Annotated in this window: 16 protein-coding genes and 1 other RNA gene; 4 read left to right on the top strand and 13 right to left on the bottom strand. The window is 59.0% G+C overall.

Annotation, left to right across the window (positions count from 1 at the left end):
• Nucleotides 1-109: 109 nt before the first annotated feature.
• Nucleotides 110-781, top strand: coding sequence for a histidine phosphatase family protein (locus ACIONG_RS17775; protein ID WP_401301504.1), 672 nt, complete (start codon nucleotides 110-112; stop codon nucleotides 779-781).
• Nucleotides 778-1,596, top strand: coding sequence for a phosphatase PAP2 family protein (locus ACIONG_RS17770; RefSeq protein WP_401301501.1), 819 nt, complete (start codon nucleotides 778-780; stop codon nucleotides 1,594-1,596). The genes ACIONG_RS17775 and ACIONG_RS17770 overlap by 4 nt, the downstream gene beginning before the upstream one ends.
• Before the next feature lie 114 nt (nucleotides 1,597-1,710).
• Here ACIONG_RS17770 and ACIONG_RS17765 read toward each other — a convergent pair whose 3' ends face one another.
• The 3 genes from ACIONG_RS17765 to ACIONG_RS17755 all read right to left on the bottom strand — a co-directional run bounded on the left by ACIONG_RS17765 (nucleotide 1,711) and on the right by ACIONG_RS17755 (nucleotide 4,529).
• Nucleotides 1,711-3,189 (bottom strand): ArnT family glycosyltransferase, encoded by a 1,479-nt coding sequence (locus ACIONG_RS17765; RefSeq protein ID WP_401301498.1) that lies wholly within the window; start codon nucleotides 3,187-3,189, stop codon nucleotides 1,711-1,713.
• Nucleotides 3,190-3,219: 30 nt separating this feature from the next.
• Complete coding sequence (gene rimJ, locus ACIONG_RS17760; RefSeq protein ID WP_401301495.1) at nucleotides 3,220-3,807, bottom strand: ribosomal protein S5-alanine N-acetyltransferase; 588 nt, start codon at nucleotides 3,805-3,807, stop codon at nucleotides 3,220-3,222.
• Nucleotides 3,808-4,157: 350 nt separating this feature from the next.
• Nucleotides 4,158-4,529, bottom strand: a complete 372-nt coding sequence (locus tag ACIONG_RS17755; RefSeq protein WP_103303241.1) for a DUF6124 family protein — start codon at nucleotides 4,527-4,529, stop codon at nucleotides 4,158-4,160.
• Between the two features lie 411 nt (nucleotides 4,530-4,940).
• Between ACIONG_RS17755 and ACIONG_RS17750 the strand changes: the two genes are divergently transcribed.
• Nucleotides 4,941-6,812 (top strand): hypothetical protein, encoded by a 1,872-nt coding sequence (locus ACIONG_RS17750; protein WP_401301492.1) that lies wholly within the window; start codon nucleotides 4,941-4,943, stop codon nucleotides 6,810-6,812.
• A 39-nt stretch (nucleotides 6,813-6,851) separates the two neighbouring features.
• Here ACIONG_RS17750 and ACIONG_RS17745 read toward each other — a convergent pair whose 3' ends face one another.
• The 9 genes from ACIONG_RS17745 to ACIONG_RS17705 form a co-directional block, all read right to left on the bottom strand.
• Nucleotides 6,852-7,775, bottom strand: a complete 924-nt coding sequence (locus tag ACIONG_RS17745) for a hypothetical protein (RefSeq protein WP_401301489.1) — start codon at nucleotides 7,773-7,775, stop codon at nucleotides 6,852-6,854.
• A gap of 181 nt (nucleotides 7,776-7,956) precedes the next feature.
• Nucleotides 7,957-8,345, bottom strand: a transfer-messenger RNA (tmRNA) gene (gene ssrA / locus ACIONG_RS17740).
• A gap of 97 nt (nucleotides 8,346-8,442) precedes the next feature.
• The gene (locus ACIONG_RS17735) at nucleotides 8,443-8,718 is read right to left on the bottom strand and encodes a hypothetical protein (RefSeq protein ID WP_103303225.1); all 276 of its coding nucleotides are present in this window, start codon (nucleotides 8,716-8,718) and stop codon (nucleotides 8,443-8,445) included.
• Between the two features lie 204 nt (nucleotides 8,719-8,922).
• On the bottom strand, nucleotides 8,923-9,204 hold the full coding sequence (locus ACIONG_RS17730) for a hypothetical protein (protein ID WP_103303224.1): 282 nt from the start codon (nucleotides 9,202-9,204) through the stop codon (nucleotides 8,923-8,925).
• 130 nt (nucleotides 9,205-9,334) lie between these two features.
• On the bottom strand, nucleotides 9,335-12,145 hold the full coding sequence (locus tag ACIONG_RS17725; RefSeq protein WP_401301484.1) for an FAD-binding and (Fe-S)-binding domain-containing protein: 2,811 nt from the start codon (nucleotides 12,143-12,145) through the stop codon (nucleotides 9,335-9,337).
• Complete coding sequence (locus ACIONG_RS17720) at nucleotides 12,142-12,813, bottom strand: lactate utilization protein C (protein ID WP_401301481.1); 672 nt, start codon at nucleotides 12,811-12,813, stop codon at nucleotides 12,142-12,144. Before ACIONG_RS17720 ends, ACIONG_RS17725 begins: the two co-directional genes overlap by 4 nt.
• Nucleotides 12,810-14,267: a LutB/LldF family L-lactate oxidation iron-sulfur protein gene (locus ACIONG_RS17715; RefSeq protein ID WP_401301478.1), complete on the bottom strand. Its 1,458-nt coding sequence runs from the start codon at nucleotides 14,265-14,267 to the stop codon at nucleotides 12,810-12,812. The genes ACIONG_RS17720 and ACIONG_RS17715 overlap by 4 nt, the downstream gene beginning before the upstream one ends.
• A complete protein-coding gene (locus ACIONG_RS17710) occupies nucleotides 14,264-15,088 on the bottom strand; it encodes a (Fe-S)-binding protein (protein WP_401301475.1) in 825 nt (274 codons plus the stop codon). Before ACIONG_RS17710 ends, ACIONG_RS17715 begins: the two co-directional genes overlap by 4 nt.
• A gap of 158 nt (nucleotides 15,089-15,246) precedes the next feature.
• Nucleotides 15,247-16,941, bottom strand: coding sequence for a lactate permease LctP family transporter (locus tag ACIONG_RS17705; protein WP_103303219.1), 1,695 nt, complete (start codon nucleotides 16,939-16,941; stop codon nucleotides 15,247-15,249).
• 261 nt (nucleotides 16,942-17,202) lie between these two features.
• On the opposite strand from ACIONG_RS17705, the gene ACIONG_RS17700 reads away from it, so the two are divergent.
• On the top strand, nucleotides 17,203-17,970 hold the full coding sequence (locus ACIONG_RS17700; protein WP_103303218.1) for an FCD domain-containing protein: 768 nt from the start codon (nucleotides 17,203-17,205) through the stop codon (nucleotides 17,968-17,970).
• Nucleotides 17,971-18,120: 150 nt separating this feature from the next.
• Here the strand turns inward: ACIONG_RS17700 and smpB are convergent, their stop codons facing one another.
• A complete protein-coding gene (smpB, locus tag ACIONG_RS17695; protein WP_401301470.1) occupies nucleotides 18,121-18,603 on the bottom strand; it encodes an SsrA-binding protein SmpB in 483 nt (160 codons plus the stop codon).
• Nucleotides 18,604-18,668 lie beyond the last annotated feature (65 nt).

Genomic DNA, 18,668 nt, shown 5'->3' with positions numbered 1-18,668 from the left:
AGAATTTGTAACAAGCGATCCCAAGACTTTTTTCACATGGGTTTCACTGGCTGCCCACGCGAGCCTCTGTAGTTTCGCCGCATCGAATGACAAGTGACGGCGGCTTTTTGTGGAATTGAGACTGAGTCTGTTTGGCGTCAAGCGCTCGATTGATCTGAGCGGTCTGGCGCGTTTTCGCAACACTTGGGTGGTGCTGGCGGCATCGCTGCTGGTGATTCCGTTGACCCTGTGGTTGCTGGCACCAGCGGCGGTGCCGGATCTGGCCCACGGCAATGTGGCGGGCGCGCAGGCGTTGGCGGCGGGCTGGGCCAGGGGCGAGATGATTGTGCTGGTGCGTCACGTCGAGCGCTGCGATCACTCCAAAGCCGCGTGCCTGAGCGGCAATGACGGCATCACCGACCGCTCGCGCAGTGTCGCCGTGGCTGTCGGGGCGCAGTTTGAACAACTGGGTCTGGATAATGCCGACTTCTACAACAGCCCGGTGATGCGTACCGTGCAGACCGCCGGTTACATGTTCAACCGGGCGGCCAGCGGCGAAGACTGGTTGATTAACTGCAAGGGCCGCATGTTGCAGGACGCGCTCGCGCATAAGGTGCCGGGTCGCAACCTGATTCTGGTGACGCACAGCGAATGCATGGCGCAAATCGAGAAAGACCTCAAAGTACCGGCCTCAGACCTCGGTTACGGCTCCTCATTGTTTGTTTCCGCTGCCAGCCCGGCGGCTCCGAAGATGCTCGGCTTTATTGAAGCCTCCGACTGGCGCACGGTGACCACCCGATGAAATCGCGTTTTTATGCCGTCAATTTCGGCATTCCGCTGGCCTGCGCCGCGCTGGTGTTTCTGATGTTCGACATGACCACCATCGACATTCAGTTCAGCAATCTGCTGTTCGATCCGCTGAGCCAATCCTTCCCGCTCGACAGAGTCCACTTCTTCGAGAAACTCACGCACAAATGGGCGCGGATCATCCCGAACTGGACCGCCGAAATTGCCTTGATCGGCGCGATGCTGTCGCTCGTCTGGCCACTGGTCAATCCACAGAAACGGCCGCTACTCGGCGCGTTTCTGGAGCGCAGCAGAGTCGCGCCGGTGCTGCGCTTTGCCGCTGATCATCGGCGGGATTTTTTCTTCGTAGTGGTCGCGTTTGCGGTCTGCACCGGGGTGATCCATTTCCTCAAGTCGCACACCAGCGTTTATTGCCCGATCGAGACCACGCTGTACGGCGGCAAAATGGCCCACATCGAGTGGTACAGCAATTTCCAGCTGTTCCATGAGGCGGGGAGTGGACGTTGCTGGCCCGGCGGACATGCCTCCGGTGGCTTCACCATGCTGGCGCTGTACTTTGTGGCGCGGCGTTATCAATGGCGTTTTTCCAGTGCCATTTTGTGGGGTTCGCTGTTGCTCGGTTTTTTCTACGGCACCACGCGCGTTCTGCAGGGCTGGCACTACATGTCCCACACATTCTGGGCCGGAATCTTTGTGTGGCTGGCGTGTTTGCTGACGGCGCTGGCGTTTTATGGGCGTGCGCGGCTGGAACGGCCGGTGTTGCAGACCAGGGAGATTGCGCCCTCGGCAGGACTTGAAATGCAGCGATAAATCTGTGGCGAGGGAGCTTGCTCCCGCTGGACTGCGTAGCAGGCCCTGCTTTGAAAGAAGGGCCGCTTCGCGACCCAGCGGGAGCAAGCTCCCTCGCCACACTGTTCAGAGCGTTTAGTAGCTGACGAAGTAATACGCCTGTCGACCGACCATCAAGGTGTTGAGCACTTTGAGCGGTGCGGCGGGGATGCTGTCACCGGCCATCAGCGCCACGTTCGATGTCGATGCACTGAGGTAGTCCCGTAGCTGCGCGTCAGTATCCAGCCCCCTGAGCACCTGCTGCGTATAGAAAACGCTCGCCCCGCCAACCCGCTCATTGGCTTGAAACAATGCCACTTGATGCCCTTCGGCTTGCAGCGTCTGAATGTGTTCGGTCAGCGGCAGGAACGAGAGCTTTTTATCCGCGTGCGGCAACGCCCATTGCGCGGCGCCCAGATAGCTTGCGATCACCAAGGTCAGTACGCCCGCTGCCAACGCCTGACGATGACGGGCGATTCTTCCGACAAACCGATTGGCGTTTTCATACCCCTTCAATCGCTCGAACAGTACCCACGCATACTCCGCAGCAATCACCGCCGCCGCCGGTGTCATCGACATCAGGTACACCGTGCGCTTGCTCGATGCCAGAGTCAGCATGATGAATTGCGCAACGATCCACAGGCTGAAAAACAGCAGGTAACGGTTGGCCTTCAGCGCTTTGCGGAAATGCCATAGCCCCAGATACACCAGAATGTTCCACGGCAGGAACGCTTCGGGCAGTTTGGCCAAATAGTAATAGAACGGCTCGTAGTGACCGGCTTCGACGAACGATCCGCTGAAGCGCCCGACACTGTTGGTCAGCAACACTTCTCTGACGGCTTGCACTCCACCGTGCTGATACAGCACGGCCAGCCAGATCAGCAACGGAATCAGACCGACCACGGTGAGCAATCCCGGGCGCAGCCAGGCACCGAGCTTCAGGCGTTTGTCGATCAGGTTATCCGCCAGCAGATAAGCGAAGATCACCACCCCCGGCATCGCCAGCCCCAGCACGCCTTTACTCAGCGTGGCGATGGCGATCCCGACGACAAACAGCAGTGAACTGCCGGCCGTCGATGCGCGTTGCGCCTGGAAAAAACCCAACAGCGCCGCCGTCACGCCGAGGGCGAGCAGCGCATCCTCGCCGACCCCACGCACGTTGCTCCAGTAGCTGGCCATCGTCGCCAGCAGAATTCCTGCGGTCCAGGCGATCGCTTTCGGGCGTTCGAAACGCCGCAACATGCCGTACAACAGCATCACGCTGAGCAGCCCGGCCACCGCCGACGCCAGCCGCACCGCCCACGGCGAAACGCCGAACACGCGCAGGGCGCTGGCGTCGAGCCACAAACTCAGCGGTGGTTTTTCCAGAAAGGGTTCGCCGAACAGACGGGGCGTCACCCAGTCATCGTCCAGATGCATCTCCATGGCGATCCCGGCAACGCGGGCTTCGGTGGAGCCTTGCAATTGATGATTGCCCAACGCGAAGAAAAACAGCAGGGCAGCAAGCAGAAACAGTGAAGTGGCGGCACGCGACATAGGTTTCAGGCAACCGGAAAGGGCAGGAGACCTGAGCATAAATCGCCTTTGCTGAACAAATTGTGAATGTCAGCCCAGGCGGCGCGACCAACGCTGATCCGGCGCTTCGAACGCCTGATTGACCAACGCCGTCAGCACATGATCCTGCCAGCGCCCGGCAATGTTCAGATACGCTTTGGCGTAACCCTCTTGTTCGAAGCCCAGTCGCTCCAGCAACCGGGCACTGCGTTCGTTGCCGGGAATGTAATTGGCCATGATCCGGTGCAGGTTCTGAGTGTCGAACATGCAGTCGATGCCAGCCTCCAGGGCTTCCTGCATCAAACCCTGACCCTGATGCGCTTCGTCGATGTGATAACCCAGATAGCACGCCTGAAACGCGCCGCGAATGATCCCGCTGAAATTGCATGCGCCGATCATCTGCTGGCCATCGGGCGTCAACAGGGCGAAATGCATCGCCAACCCGGCTTCGAAAGCGCTGGCCTGGATATCGAGGCGGCGGTGAATCTGCTCGGTGGAAAAATAGTCAGTGGTGCGGATCGGTGACCACGGCGCGAGGTGTCGACGGTTGCGTTGGTAGAAATCGCTTTCCAGTTTCGCCTGATCCGGGTCAAGAATGGCGAGCGTCAGGCGTTGGCAGGGCAGGGTCAACAGCGGCATCGGGCGCTCCGGTCAGGGGAATCAAAGGACAGAATTGCCCGCGACGGCAGAAAATACAAACCGTCTTGGCCAGACCGCTAGCCAGCACTGGCCGAAATGGCGGGTTTTGTGCTGCTCAGCGTTCATCCACAGGCTCGGCATTCGCAACGTCATGCCGTACAGGACACGCTCGTCTACCGCTTCGACGCCAATCGGCAGGCAAAAAAAAGCCCGCGGGAGAGCCGCGGGCGAACCGTAGTTTCTTGAATGAGCGAGCGGACTGTACCGGTTTGGCAAAAGCCCGGCAGTGAAGAAAAATTCATCTCGATGGACTGCCCGGGCGACGGGGCGGTCAGTGCTGATTCGATCCGTTAATGGCGAACTTCAGGGCCGGACGCGTCAGGCGATGCCTGTTGCACAACCTGGTCCCGTGCGCGACAGACCACAATCTCGGCCAACGCGCTCAGTTGCCTGATCGCCACCGCGATATGGCGTTGGGATCCGTCGCATTCATCGACAAAGTTTGCGCTGATCTGCGTGAGGGAATCGAGAAGATCACTGGCGTGCGAGAGCAGAGTGATCGTGTCGACATCGTCGCGCACGCTGAACATCTGCTTGAGCGGGATGCTACGGCGAGGTTTTCGAGCAGTTGAGCCGGTGGTGCTGGCGTGCGTTTGCTGGCCGGGCGTTTGGGTGTCGGCGGATGCCGGACCTACAAGGGAAAGTCGGGTGATCTTTTTCATGACGTAGCTCCGTGGAGTGAACAATCTCTGCGGGGGCGGTCTGTCAAACCGTCCGCTGGAGGGCAGCGAGTCAGGGAGGGTAGCGCCGCGAAAAACTGTTCACCAGTTCATCAAAGTCGACGCGTATTGCGGGAAATTTCCTAGGACGTGAAATGTAGGAAGCGATGGCTTCTCTCAGCCATTTCAGGTGTCGCCGGGTTCGTCGCTTGCGGTGCCTGTGTTCAGTGAGTGCGATTGCCCGTTACGCGAACAAAACCAAAATCCGGTTTGATAATGTTTTGCAGGAGAACTAATGTGCGCGACGTTCTATCGGCGGGCCTCGCTCTTTTAGCGACAGTCATGGCCAAGTCCTCTCTGATATAGAACACGCGTCGCCACATCCGGAAGATTTCTCTACAAGGAGTAGAAAGCATGTTGAATCGACAGCGTTCACTACGACGCCAATGCGCGCGCCTCACTGTCACCCTTCTGCTTTCATCCGGCATGGCTGTGTGCGCGGTGCCATCGGTACAAGCCCAGACACAGGCGCCAACCCCGGCCGGGCTGATGCACGAAGCGCAACGTCTGGACAAGGAAGGCTCTCTGGCGCAGGCCACGGAAATTGCCCGAGCGGCCATGGTGGCCGGTCGCAAAAGCGGTGGTTTCGATTTCACCGAACTGGACGCGGGCGAGCTGCTGGTAGATCTGCTGTACAAACAGGCTCGATACGACGAGGCCCGCAGCGCCGCAGAAGAGCAGATTGCCTACTGGGAGCAGCAAACCACCAGTAGCGGCAGGCCTGTCAAGCGCGACGCCCGGAGCATTGGCATGCTGGGCCGGGCGATTAAAGCGAGCATCATGGCGGGCGAAAAAGATCAGGTCGCACGCCTGCAAGAAAAACTGTTTGCCGTCACCAGCCCTGATCCCGCTCTCTGGCGCTTGTCTGCGCTGGAGCCGCGCTTGCGATACAGCCTCGCTGACTTCTCGATGCCCCTCACGGTGGGGCAGTGGAACCTGACCAAATTCGAGCCGGCGGCCAAACGTGATTTCAACAGCATCGTTGTTTATACACAGGCGTTGCCGAACGGCCCGTTGAATGCCGAGATTGCGCTCTCCTATGACGAAGCTCAACGCAAGCAGGGCGAAGCCGAGCGACAAGAACAGCAAGAAGCGTATCGTCAGCGACACAAGCCCACCGCACTCGAAGCGGCAATGCCCGATCTGTCTTTCGACGGTCTGACTTCCTTTAAACGCGCAGATGAATCTCTGTGTAAAGACCAGGCTTGCATGAATGTTCATTGGCTGGCGTTCCGCGGCGACTGGCGCATCGACATCGACATCACCTTCGGACTGCACGACGAGGCCCTGGCCACCGCGCAAATGCAGCAACTGTTTGCTGCATTGCAATGGCCTAGCGCGCCGCCGCTGTTTCGCGAACGGCCGCTTGAACAGCAGATCAGGGATATCGAAATAGCCGCGTCGCTGCCTGACGGCGTGAACAAAGCGGCGGTACTTGCGGAGCAGGCGTTGCCCGATGCGTACTTCCCGGACGAGATCGCGCGTATGCAGACCTGCATTGGCCTGTCTCAATATCGACGTGGCAACCTCGACGCCGCTCGCCGTGCGCTGGGTTTGGCCGTGCCGGCCTGGGAGAGCGCCCTCGTCGATGAACTGCTCTACCGCAGTGCGCTGGATTACGCCGCCGACATCGCCTATCGGCAGGGCCGAAACGACGAAGCCGTGGTGCTGAACCGCCAGTTCATCGAATGGCAGGAAAGTGATGCGACGCTGGGCTGGTCAGTACCGAAGGACGAAAATGCCTTCGTCAACCGCCGCCAAGGCACGCATCTGCCCTTGCGCGTGGGTGACTACCGGTTGCGACTGGACACGCATGGTCGGTTCTATTACGACAATCTGCAGAACGGGGCACAACTCGGCGTCACGGTGGGACTGCCTCAGTCCTCCGATCAGGAACTGGAATCGACGCTGCGTTCCTTCCTGTCGACAACCCTTGGCCTGCAGGCCGGCAATATTCACAAGAGCGGTTTTTCACCCAGGTCCGCGACACCGGGGGACGCCAAGCCCACCGGCCACAAGTGGGAGTTCGATGTGACGGCTTTGCCTGGTGAAACCGACGCCACCAAGGTCAATCCGCTTACCGGCATCCCTGACAAAATACCGACGAAGATGGCGTTCTGGATTGTCGATCGTAAAGAGCAGCGGTCGATTTTACGGGCTCCTGTGACGGACAGTGGCCGATCCAGGACTGAAGCGGATCAGGTTGCACAGGCGTTGTCCTGGTAGAAGAGGGGATAGTGTCATCCCGGATTCACTCCGGGCTGACTAATCCTCTATTTTCTCTTCACGCAAAACCCACCCTGCCTCTCCCGCCACCAGTTTGTACTGGATCTGGCGCATTTTCCCCGTCCGACCCGCAGCCGCGTCGGCGCTGTCGTACACCGGGAAGCGCTGCACGAGCGTGTTCTCCACCACCGCAAACGCATCCTCGCCCTGATACCCCTCGGCCGCTTTTGGATTTTCACTGATTGGCGGCAGATAGATTTCGCTCAGGGATTTTTTCCGGTTGGCGGAGTAGGCGATCAGTTCACCCGGCATACCGCGACCGGGAGAGTGTGTAGAGATATAGACCTCGGGCGAGCCATCGTTATTGAGATCGGCGACTTCGGCGCGGACGATGCTGCCGTTGAGCGCGTGGGTGATCGCCGAGTTGTCGATTTCCAGGCCTTTGGGCTCGATGCGCACTGCCGGCTTGCCATCGACCTGATCCGCTTTCACATGAAAGTCGATGCCCTGCAACGTCAGGTTTTGCTCGAACGGTGTTTTGTTATCCACAGCGTCGCCGTTGGCGAGGATCAGCGAAATCTCGTAGTTGGCCACTTCATTGCGCCGGGCGGCGTTGCGCATGAGATAGACCTGCACCGTGTAATCGCCATCGGCGGGCAACGAACCGATGAAGTGATTGCCCATGATCGAACCGTTGAACAGCGCGTAATCGGCGCCTTTGGCGGTGATATTGAAATAAGCGGAGCTGTTGGAGGGTTTGAAGTCCACGGTCAGGACCTGCCCGGCCTTGGCGTTGAGTTTGTACTCCGCCGTTTTAGAGCCTTTGATCGATTGCTTGAACTGCACGCTGCCATAGCCGCTTTTGTAGACGACTTGCTGGACCCGCGGTGGGACGTCGGTGGTGGCAGCGTGGGCAGACAGTGAAAGGAAAGTTGCCAGTGCTGCGCCGAGCCAGATGTTCATGGGCTTCCTTGGGTAATTGGCGATGTGCCCCGAAGGATAGATCCGCAGCCGTGCGTGCGTCCAACTGTGCGGTTGATCAGGCTTGGGCGCCGGTCTCAAGAGCAGGATGCCAGCCAAGCGGATGTTGCAGGATCTCCAGATGCGACAAAGCCCGCACTGGGCGGGCTTTGTCGTTGAGAGTTGGTGGAGCCGGGGGGATTTGAACCCCCGTCCGCCAGTACTCCGCTGTCGGTACTACATGCGTAGCCGTGTCTATTAAGTTAACCCTCAGCGACCCGACGGGCAGGGTGCTTTGGGCGAGTTGTGTAAGTTTTAGCCGCTTCGTCCACAACGTACTGCACGGCGATTCTGTTCTATATGACAATCATTTTGGGTTTACAGACATCCCCTGATGATTGCTGGACCCGAAGGTACCAGGAGCATTGTCAGCTGCAATTAAGCAGCGAGAGCAACACCGTATTGGTCGTCATTGGCAACTATAAGTAGTTGCAACAGTGGATTTACGACTTCTGTTACCAAGTCGGCATGCACCTAAAGTTTCGCAACCGGCGTCGAATCCTAAACGGCCCCGAACTCATTGCTCTGTACATCTTGATGAGCAACAAGCCTGCGCAGTGTACGCCAAACGACGTGGGAAGGCCAACCCGAAGGTTGGCCTTGTGGTGTTTCAGTTGCGCGTCGGATTGCGAATCTGCATTTTGGTGATCAGGGCTGAGGTGACCTCTACGCAATCCTTGTCATTACCGGCCGCTTGAGCCGCTTCGGCTTTTTCCTGAGCTTCCTTGACGTTGTTCATGGACGTTTCAGGAATGGACGGCTGGCTGGTGACGAAGTCCTTGATGGTTTGAAGATTCCCGGCACAAAGGTCTTTGTCTGCCGCAAACACCGGCGACGTCAGCAGGGCACCAGCGATGAACAATCCAGCAATTGCAGAATGCTTCATGGGTATCTCCTTGAACGGTTGGTCTCGGTGCTGCCGGACGATCTGGCGGCGATGCCGAGGTCGTAACAGGCCGCGTTCGTATCGGGCCTGATCAATCGACCGCGACGACACACAGGAATTCGGTTTTTTTTACAGCGGGTATGAAACGCACGAATCATCACCCCAAACCGGTCAGGCCGATTCAAAGACTAGTCGGCTCCTGGATTATTTGTTGGTGTTGCCGGTGGTTTTCTGGATTTCCAGAATGATTTGCTGGGTTTCCGCCAGACATTCGTCGATCTTGCCTTGGGCTTTCAGGGCCCGGGCTTTGCTCACACTGGCCGAGACGCGCGAATTCAGATCCGGCGACGTCTGGTACTGCGCCTTGGCGTTGTCGATTGTCTGCAAATTCGCCTCGCACAAGCTCTCTGGCTTGTCAGCGGCGAAGGAAGAAGAGGCCATTATCGAGGCCGTAACGAAAAGACCTAACAGTACAGAACGCTTCATGAGTATCTCCTTGCACCGAGGAGTCCACACTTCGCCGACCGTGACAGCAGGCCACCGAAAAGAGGACAAGCCCCGAGTGTTCGGGGCCTGTTCTGTGGACTGCCGTCTCGCGCAGGGGTTCTGTTTTTCTTCAGCAGGCCTTTGCCTGAGTCACCCGATCTACCAGATAAACCAGACCGTGATAGTCGATCCCGCCATGCTGGGTCAGGCCGATTTCGCACGTGCGGCTGGTGGAAATCCCTTCGCTGCAATGCTGCACCGCGTCCTTCAGTGTGCGCAGCGAGTGGCTGTTCAGTTCCGGCGTGGTAAAGCCCTTGTCGCCGGCAAACCCGCAGCAATGAATACCCTCCGGAATCACCACGTTTTTGCTGCACTTGCGCGCCAGATCGATCAGCGCCTGGCTCTCACCCAGGTGCTGAGTGCTGCAGGTCACATGCACCGCAATCGGCGCGTCCTGTGGGGTGAAATCCAGTCGATCAAGAAGGTGCGTACGAATGAAACGCACGGGGTCGTACAGGTCCAGGCGCACATCTCCCACGTCCTGCACCAGGCGCAAGGTGCATGGGCTGGTGTCGCAGTAGATCGGATCGAGCCCGCCGCGACTGGCGTGCAGAAGCGCGCTGATCAACTCCTGACGCTTGTGCTCGGCCTGTTCTGCATAGCCTTTGGAGGCGAAGGGCTGACCGCAGCAGAGGTTGTCCTGATTGTCCGGGAAGACCACTTGGTAACCGGCCTTTTCCAGCAGGCCACGGGTTTTGTCGTACAGCGACATCTGCTCCTTGTCACCCGCCGCCGGGCCCATGACCCGCGATACGCACGCCGCCAGATAGATCACGCGCGGGCGCTCATCGGACACACTCGGGCTGAAGCGAATGGCTTTTTCCGGTTGCGGCATTGCGTTGGTCCACAGCGGCACCTGGCCTTTGGACAATCGCGTCAGCGTCGCCGAGAGCCTGGCCAGACGCGGCGCGCCCAGCAGCATCCGTGCGCCATTGGCGACATGCAGGGTGAAGCGCGCGCCTTGCAGGGTCTTGGCGAAGTTTCCTTCAATCCAGTCAGCAGTTTTCTGATGCGTTGCGTGTCGGCCACGGAGCTTTTTCACCAGGTCGCCGGTATTGATGCCTACAGGGCAGCGTTGCGCGCACAACCCGGTCGCGGCGCAGGTGTCGATGCCTTGGTATTCGTAGGCTTTTTCCAGTTCGCTGGTGTCGACGCCGGCGCGTTTTTTCGCCTGAATGTCGCGCCAGATCACTATGCGCTGGCGCGGGCTGAGGGTCAGTCCTTTCGACGGGCAGACCGGTTCGCAGAAACCACACTCGATGCACTTGTCGACAATCTCGTCGGCTGCCGGCAATGGTTTCAGATGCTTGAGGTGAATCTGCGGATCTTCGCTGAGCACCACGTCCGGGTTGAGGATGCCTTTCGGGTCGAGGAGGCGTTTGAGCTGCCACATCAATTGATAGGCGTCGCTGCCCCATTCCAGCTCTACGAAGGGCGCCATGTTGCGTCCGGTACCGTGTTCAGCCTTGAGTGAACCGCCGAATTCCACCGCCACCAACTGCGCCACATCGTCCATGAACGCTTGATAGCGTGCGACTTCTTCCGCGCTGTTGAAGCCTTGGGTGAAGACAAAGTGCAGATTGCCTTCCAGCGCGTGTCCGAAAAGGATCGCTTCGTCGTAGGAGTGTTTGTCGAACAACTCGATCAAGCGGTTAACGCCGATGGCCAGTTGCTCGACCGGAAAGGTCACGTCTTCGATGATCACCGTGGTGCCGGTTTTACGCACAGCGCCGACGGCGGGGAAGGTGTCCTTGCGGATCGCCCAAAGCTTGGCGTTCTCGGCAGGGTCTTCGGTGAAGTCGACCTGCTTTTCCACCGGGAAGCCACTGAGCGACGCCATGATCTGCGCCAGTTGTTCCTGCAGCAAAGTGGAAGACGCAGCGCGGGATTCGATGAGCAACGCGCAGGCATTATTCGACAACTGTTGTACGAAAGCGGGCATGCCCGGTTTGTCTTGCACCGAACGCAAGCTGCGGCGATCCAGCAGCTCTACGGCGGACACCGGTTGGCTTTTCAGCACGGTGACCGCGTTGCAGCAGGTCTCCACATCCGGGAACACGATCAGTGCCGACGCCTTGTTCGGGTGGTCGATTACCGTGTCGTAAGTTACCGCGCTGATGAAGCCGAGCGTGCCTTCAGAGCCGACCAGCAAGTGGCTCAAGATATCCACAGGCTCGTCGAAATCCACCAGCGCGTTGAGCGACAGACCGGTGGTATTTTTCAGACGATATTTGTGGCGGATTCGCGCAGCCAGTTTGGCATTGGCGCGGGTCTCGCGGCCCAGCGTCGCCAAACGTTCGAGCAGATCGCCATGGCTTGAGCGAAATGCCGCGACACTGGCGGCGTCTTCGGTGTCCAGGCGTGTGCCGTCGGCCAGTACCAAGCGAATGCCCGCCAACGTGTGATAGGTATTCTGCGCGGTGCCGCAGCACATGCCGCTGGCGTTGTTGGCGACGATGCCGCCGATTTTGCAGGCATTGATCGAGGCCGGGTCCGGGCCGATCTTGCGCCCGAAAGGTGCCAGCCACGCGTTGGCCTGCGCGCCGATGACCCCCGGTTGCAGGCGGATTTGCGTGCCTTGGCCGCGAATCTCGCGCGCGTTCCAGTTATCCCCAAGCACAATCAAAACGGAATCGCTGATCGCTTGACCCGACAGGCTGGTGCCCGCCGCACGGAAGGTCACCGCGACCTGATCGCGTTGGGCCAGTTGCAGCAATGCCACCACTTCGTCCTCGGACTCGACGCGGATCACCAGTTTCGGGATCAGTCGATAAAAACTCGCGTCAGTGCCGAACGCCAGCGTCGATAACGGATCGTCAAAGCGGCGGTCGGCCGGAATCAGTTGTTGCGCATCGCGCAGGAAAGTCGCCGGTAACGTCATTGGTCCTCCAGAATCAGAACCACGAGGTCTTTCGGACCGTGGGCGCCGTAGGCCAGCACTTGTTCGATGTCAGCGGTTTTCGACGGGCCGGACACCAGCAGCGCGTTGGTCGGCATGCCTTGTGCCCACTCGAATTCCTGTTGCACCTGATAGAAGTTGTCGCGGATTTCGCTGGCCTTGAGCAGGGCGAAATGCACAGGCGGCACCAGACTCATCAGCCTTGGTTCTTCACGGTTTGGCCACAGAATCAGGCTGCCGGTGGCGGCGATGGCGCCGAGGGTGCCGGTGAGGCTGGCAGGAGTGTCGTTGAACAGCTCGGCTTTCCATTCTTCCATCGGCCGGTCGTAGGATTTCAGTGCTGGCAGATCAGGATTGTTCGCCCAATGCTGTGTGATTTGTTGCCCATGCGCTGTAGTCGGCGCGATGAGCAGGCTTGGCAGCTGGCGGTCGCGCAGCAATTGCGCGAGCAGTGCCGGCCATTCTTTATCAGAGGTCAGATGGATTTCGGTGTGTACCGCTTCCATCAGTTTGCGCAGTTGCGGGATACGTTGTTCGGCGCTGTAGGTGTAAGGCTGCGTTACCAGATCGACATTGAAGTCGTCGGAGATCGGCGTGGCGCCGGTCAGACTTTTCCGCAGTTTTCCGAGGATATTTTGCTTGGCGCTCATTTGCGATCTCCCTGTTTGGCCAGATGCTCGCGGGCCATGTCATGCAACGAGCGGGCGGCGGGTTTCGGCGCACTGTGGTTCTGCGTCCACGGGCCAATGTTGCCTGGCGTCAGGGCGCGCAGGCGCGTGGCGAAGAAGCCGAACAATCGATACAAGGTCGGCGAGCTGTTGAGCCTGGCCCAGGCGTTCCAGATGAAACGCTCCTTGCGCGAATACTTGCTGCCCTGGCCGCGTATTACTTGATGTGGGCTGTCCGGTGCTTTGACGTTCTCTTCACGTAGGCGACGCAGGATCGCCGGGATAGGAATTTTTACCGGGCACACTTCACCGCAGGCACCGCACAGCGAAGAGGCGCTCGGGTGATCCGGAACCTTGGCCAGACCGACCATGTGCGGCGTGATGATTTTGCCGATCGGACCCGGATAGACCTCGCCGTAGGTGTGGCCGCCGACGCGGGTGTAGACCGGGCAATGATTCATGCACGCGCCGCAGCGAATGCAGTTGAGGGTCTGGCGCAGTTCACTGTCGGCAAAGGCTTGGCTGCGACCGTTGTCGAGCAGCACCAGATGCACTTCCTGCGGGCCGTCGAGTTCATGCTCCTTGCGCGGGCCGGAGATCATGTTGACGTAGGTGGTGATCGGAATGCCCAGCGCCGAGCGGGTCAGCAGCGATAGTAGTGGCACCACATCGCGCAGGTTCTCGACGACTTTTTCGATGCCGGTGACGGCGATATGCACGGGCGGCACGGTGGTGGTCATGCGCCCGTTGCCTTCGTTTTCCACCAGCAGCAGGGTGCCGGTTTCGGCTACGGCGAAGTTGACGCCGGAGACGCCGATGTCCGCTTCGAAGAATTTCTGCCGCAGGACTCTGCGACCGATTTGAATGAGTTGGTCAACGTCCTTGGTGTACTCCACGCCAAGTTTGTCGTGGAACAAGGACGCGACCTGACCGGCATTCTTGTGGATCGCCGGCATAATGATGTGTGAAGGCTTCTCGTGGTCGAGCTGGACGATGTATTCCCCCATATCGGACTCCAGGCATTCAACACCTTGAGCCTCGAGGAAATGGTTCATCTCCATCTCTTCGCTGACCATCGATTTGCCCTTGATCACTTGCCGCGCCTCGTGAGCGCGGATGATCGAGAGGACGATGCCATTGGCCTCGTCCACCGTCTCCGCCCAGTGCACTGTCACACCGTTGCGGGTCAGGTTCTGTTCCAGTTGCTCGAGCAGGTCGGGCAACTTGGAGAGCGCACGCGCCCTGATCGAGTTGCCCAGGGCACGCAAATGTTCTCTTTCGTGGGCATCGCTGAAAGCCGCTGCCCGTTTGGTCATCAGTGAATCCATGGCAGTGCGGAAGTTGTTCCGTAACTGCGCATCGCCCAAGGCGTTGTGGGCCCGGGTGCGGAAATCTTCTTCTACGGCAACCGTAGGAATAATCGTCGAGGTGCTCATTGTGCACCCCCGGTTCGTTGCCACAGAAAGCTGGCGAGATGTTGCCCGCGCAGCGCTTCTTTTTGTTTCTCCAATGCGCCGTTGATGTTCATCAAACAGCCACAGTCGGCGCTCAACACTTGATGCGCGCCGGAATCCTTCAGCGCTTTGGTCTTGTCAGCCACCATCGCGCCGGAAATGTCTGGCATACGGACGCTGAATGTCCCACCGAAGCCACAGCATTCGCTTTCGTGGTCGTGGTTGACCCGTTCCACGTTGCTCAACTGCGCCAACAATTCGCGGCCGTGCAGGTGGGTATTCATTTCGCGACGCGCCGAACACGAGGTGTGCAGCGCGACTTTGACCGGCGCGCCGCTGTCCTTGAGCTGAACCTTGCAGACGAACAGCAGGAACTCGGCCAACTCATAGGTGCGGGCCGCGAGGGCCTGAACCTGTTTCAACGTTTCCGGCTCGTCCTTGAACAAGTCGGCGTAATGTTCGCGCAACATGCCCGCGCAGGAGCCCGACGGCACCACCACCGGATAATCCCCGGCGAACAGCGCCAGTTGCGAGCGCGCCACGGTCCGTGCCTGCTCGGTGTAACCGGAGGTGTAGGCCGGTTGTCCGCAGCAGCTTTGCCCTTGCGGGTATTCGACCTTGATGCCTTCGCGCTCCAGCAAGTGGATCGCATCCATTCCGGCTTCGGGGTAGAACAGGTCGACCACGCACGTGCCGAACAGGTAGACCCGCGACGGTTTCTCGCTGGGGTATTGCCGAGGTTCGGGCAGAGGCGGTGCAACGCGGGTCGCGTTCGGCACAGCGTTGTAATAAAGCTCGCTCATCAGGCGTGTCTCCGGGTGGTCCCGGTTATCCGTCCGCTGAGGCTGCTGAATATAGAGCGTTGCTTTCAGCAGCCTTACAGACCGGGTGTGAATTGCTGACGCCGGAATCACGAACCGGCGTCGGTTTTTTCCATGTCGCTTGTAGGCTTCTTATTGGCTTAGTGCACCAGCATGCCGGTGAACCAGTAGGCCTGAGCCAGGGTGATCAGACCGACAATCGTTGCAAAGAATAGGCTGTGCTTGAGGGTGAAGCGGAACAGATCCGATTCCTTGCCCACCAGACCGGTCGCGGCGCAGGCCACGGCGATCGATTGTGGCGAGATCATCTTGCCGGTCACGCCGCCGCTGGTGTTCGCCGCGACCAGCAGCGTGTCGTTGACGCCGATCTGGTGCGCGGTGGTCGCTTGCAAAGAACTGAACAGCGCGTTCGACGAAGTATCGGAACCGGTGAGGAACACGCCCAGCCAGCCGAGAAACGGCGAGAAGAACGGAAACGCTGCACCAGTACCCGCCAACACCAATGCCATGGTCGAAGACATGCCGGAGTAGTTGGTGACAAAAGCGAACGCCAGCACCATGCCGATCGACAGGATTGGCCAGCGCAGTTCGTAGAAGGTCTCTTTCAAAGTGGTAAGACCAATTTTGAAATTGATCTTCAGCACCAGCATCGAAATAAGTGCCGAGAAGAAAATCGCTGTGCCGGTCGCGGAAATCGGGTCGAGTTTGAATACGGCCGGGATCGCAGTTGGCGCAGCCACGATCGGCGCAGTCTTGATCACCAGTTGATCAAGGTGCGGGATCGCGAAGTTGAACACCCACGCATACATCGAGCCGCCAGCGGCGAACATCGCTTTGAAAGGCTTCAGCGTCCAGATCGTCACCAGCACGGTGAGAATCAGGAACGGCGACCATGCTTTGAAAATTTCCCCGAGGCTGTAAGGCGAAGCCACGGTGGTGCGCTTCTGGCCGAAACCGCCGACGCTGGCGGTAATCGCAGCGCTGGATGTAGCGCCGGCGATTTGCGCGCCTGCGGTGCGTTTCGGCTGCCAGATCTTCAGGAACAATGTCAGCGAAATCAGGCTGGCCAGCGCCGAGGTGATGTCCGGCAGTTCCGGGCCGATGAAGTTCGACGTGAAGTACTGAGTCACGGCGAAGCTCAGGCCTGCGACCAGTGCAGCGGGCCAGGTTTCGCGCACGCCGCGCAGGCCATCCATCATGAATATCAGCCAGAACGGTACGAACAGCGACAGCAGCGGTAGCTGACGACCGGTCATGGCGCCAATCTTGAATGCATCGATGCCAGTCACTTGGCCGGCCACGATGATCGGAATACCCAGCGCACCGAACGCGACTGGCGCGGTGTTGGCGATCAGGCATAGACCAGCGGCGTACAGCGGGTTGAAACCCAGTCCGACGAGGAGCGCGGCGGTAATCGCGACCGGCGCACCGAAACCGGCGGCACCTTCCAGGAATGCACCGAAGCAGAAGCCGATCAGCAGCACTTGCAGGCGTTGGTCGTCAGTGATCGACAGTACCGAACTGCGAATGACCTCGAACTGACCACTCTTGACCGTCAGTTTGTAAAGAAAAACGGCCGCGACAATGATCCACGCAATCGGCCACAGGCCGTAGGCGAAGCCATACCCGGCTGCGGCGAACGCCATGTCGACCGGCATCTGGAACGCGAAGATCGCCACGGCAATCGACAAGGCAAGCGTGATGCTGCCGGCCACATGACCTTTGAGGCGGAACACCGCCAAAGCGAGGAAGAAGAAAACGATGGGGATGACGGCCGCGAGTGCGGAGACGCCGAGACTGCCGAGCGGGCTGTAGAGCTGTTGCCAGGTTTGCATATGTGGTGTCACTTATTTGTTTTTGGTATGGCTTTTTATTCGTTCTTGGATAATTGGTAATACCAATTTACAATCGCTGTTGGCTAGGGTAAAAGCCTTGATGTCGGTGTGTCAATTTGTCGCCCTGAAACTTTTGTCGAATGAGCGGTGCAGAACGCATCTGATCTGGTCGGGCGATTGTTTTCTGGCAGGTGTCGACAGCGCGCCGATAGGCCAGAATAGAGAGCCCGGCGAGCGGTCGGGATCGTGGAGAAATGAGTTATGGGGTTTGATCAGATACGTCAGCGCCGTTTGTCTGACGACATTGTCGAGCGGCTCGAGGGGATGATTCTCGAAGGCACGCTGAAGTCCGGTGAGCGGCTGCCAGCGGAGCGCACGCTGGCCGAGCAATTTGGCGTATCACGTCCGTCGCTGCGTGAGGCGATTCAAAAACTGGCGGCCAAGGGTCTGCTGGTCAGTCGCCAGGGCGGCGGCAATTATGTGGTGGAAAGCCTGGGTTCGACCTTTAGCGATCCTCTTCTGCAATTGCTCGAAAGCAATCCCGAGGCGCAGCGTGACTTGCTGGAATTTCGGCACACTCTGGAGGCATCGTGCGCCTATTACGCTGCATTGCGCGCTACCGATGTTGATCGCGAGCGTCTGACAGCCGCATTCGAAGAGCTGCAGGATTGCTACACGCGTCACGACGATGTCAGTCGGGCGGAGGAGGGCGCGGCGGATGCGAAGTTTCATCTGGCGATTGCCGAAGCCAGTCATAACGCCGTGTTGCTGCACACCATTCGCGGGCTGTTCGATCTGCTCAAGCGCAACGTCGTGACCAACATCGGCGGGATGTACAAACAGCGCACGGAAACCCGCGACATGCTGATCACTCAGCATCGGGAATTGTATCTGGCGATTATCGAAGGTCGTGCAGAGCAGGCAAGGGAAGTCTCCAGTCGACACATTTTGTATGTGCAGGAAGTGCTGGAAGAGGTGCGCCAGGAGGTTCAGCGCATGGCTCGGGCGGAGCGGCGCAAGGGGATGTGAGGTGGCAAATTAATTGTGGCGAGGGAGCTGGCTGTCGCTGAGGCGCGCAGCGGCTCTCGCTTGTTAATGTTCGCGAGAACCGATTGCGCCTGCTGCGCAGGCGAGCGGGAGCAAGCTCCCTCGCCACAGGTGCGGCATCAGGGCAGGGAGTTAATCTTCCTTGCCCTTGTTGCGCACGGCACGCTGCAGCTCACGACCGGCATCGCGCTCACGCTCGGTGTCACGCTTGTCGTATTCCTTCTTGCCCTTGCCCAGAGCAATCTCGCACTTGACCATGTGCTTGCTCCAATACCAGGACAGGCATACGCAGGCGTAACCCTTTTGCTGCACGGCCGCCGCAAGCTTTTCCAGCTCGCGGCGGTTGAGCAGCAATTTGCGCGTGCGCACCGGGTCGGCGATGACGTGGGTGCTTGCGGTCATCAGAGGCGTGATGTGACTGCCGAGCAGCCACGCTTCGCCATCCTTGAGCAGCACGTAACTGTCGACCAGTTGCAGCTTGCTTGCCCGCAGACTTTTTACTTCCCAGCCGGCCAGGACCAGACCAGCCTCGAACTTGTGTTCGATGAAGTAATCGTGTCGCGCCTTTTTGTTCTGCGCGATGGTCCCTGTTGGGTGTTTGTTCTGTTTAGCCATTTTTGAGGGTTTATTTTGAGTTATAATGTTGTGTGATTGTTTTATTTTTCGTTTTTGTTATGTTT

The organism is Pseudomonas sp. NPDC087817 (assembly GCF_044742875.1).
Taxonomy (GTDB): domain Bacteria; phylum Pseudomonadota; class Gammaproteobacteria; order Pseudomonadales; family Pseudomonadaceae; genus Aquipseudomonas.
The sequence above is the reverse complement of the archived record's forward strand: the minus strand, read 5'-3'. Positions and strand labels throughout refer to the sequence as shown.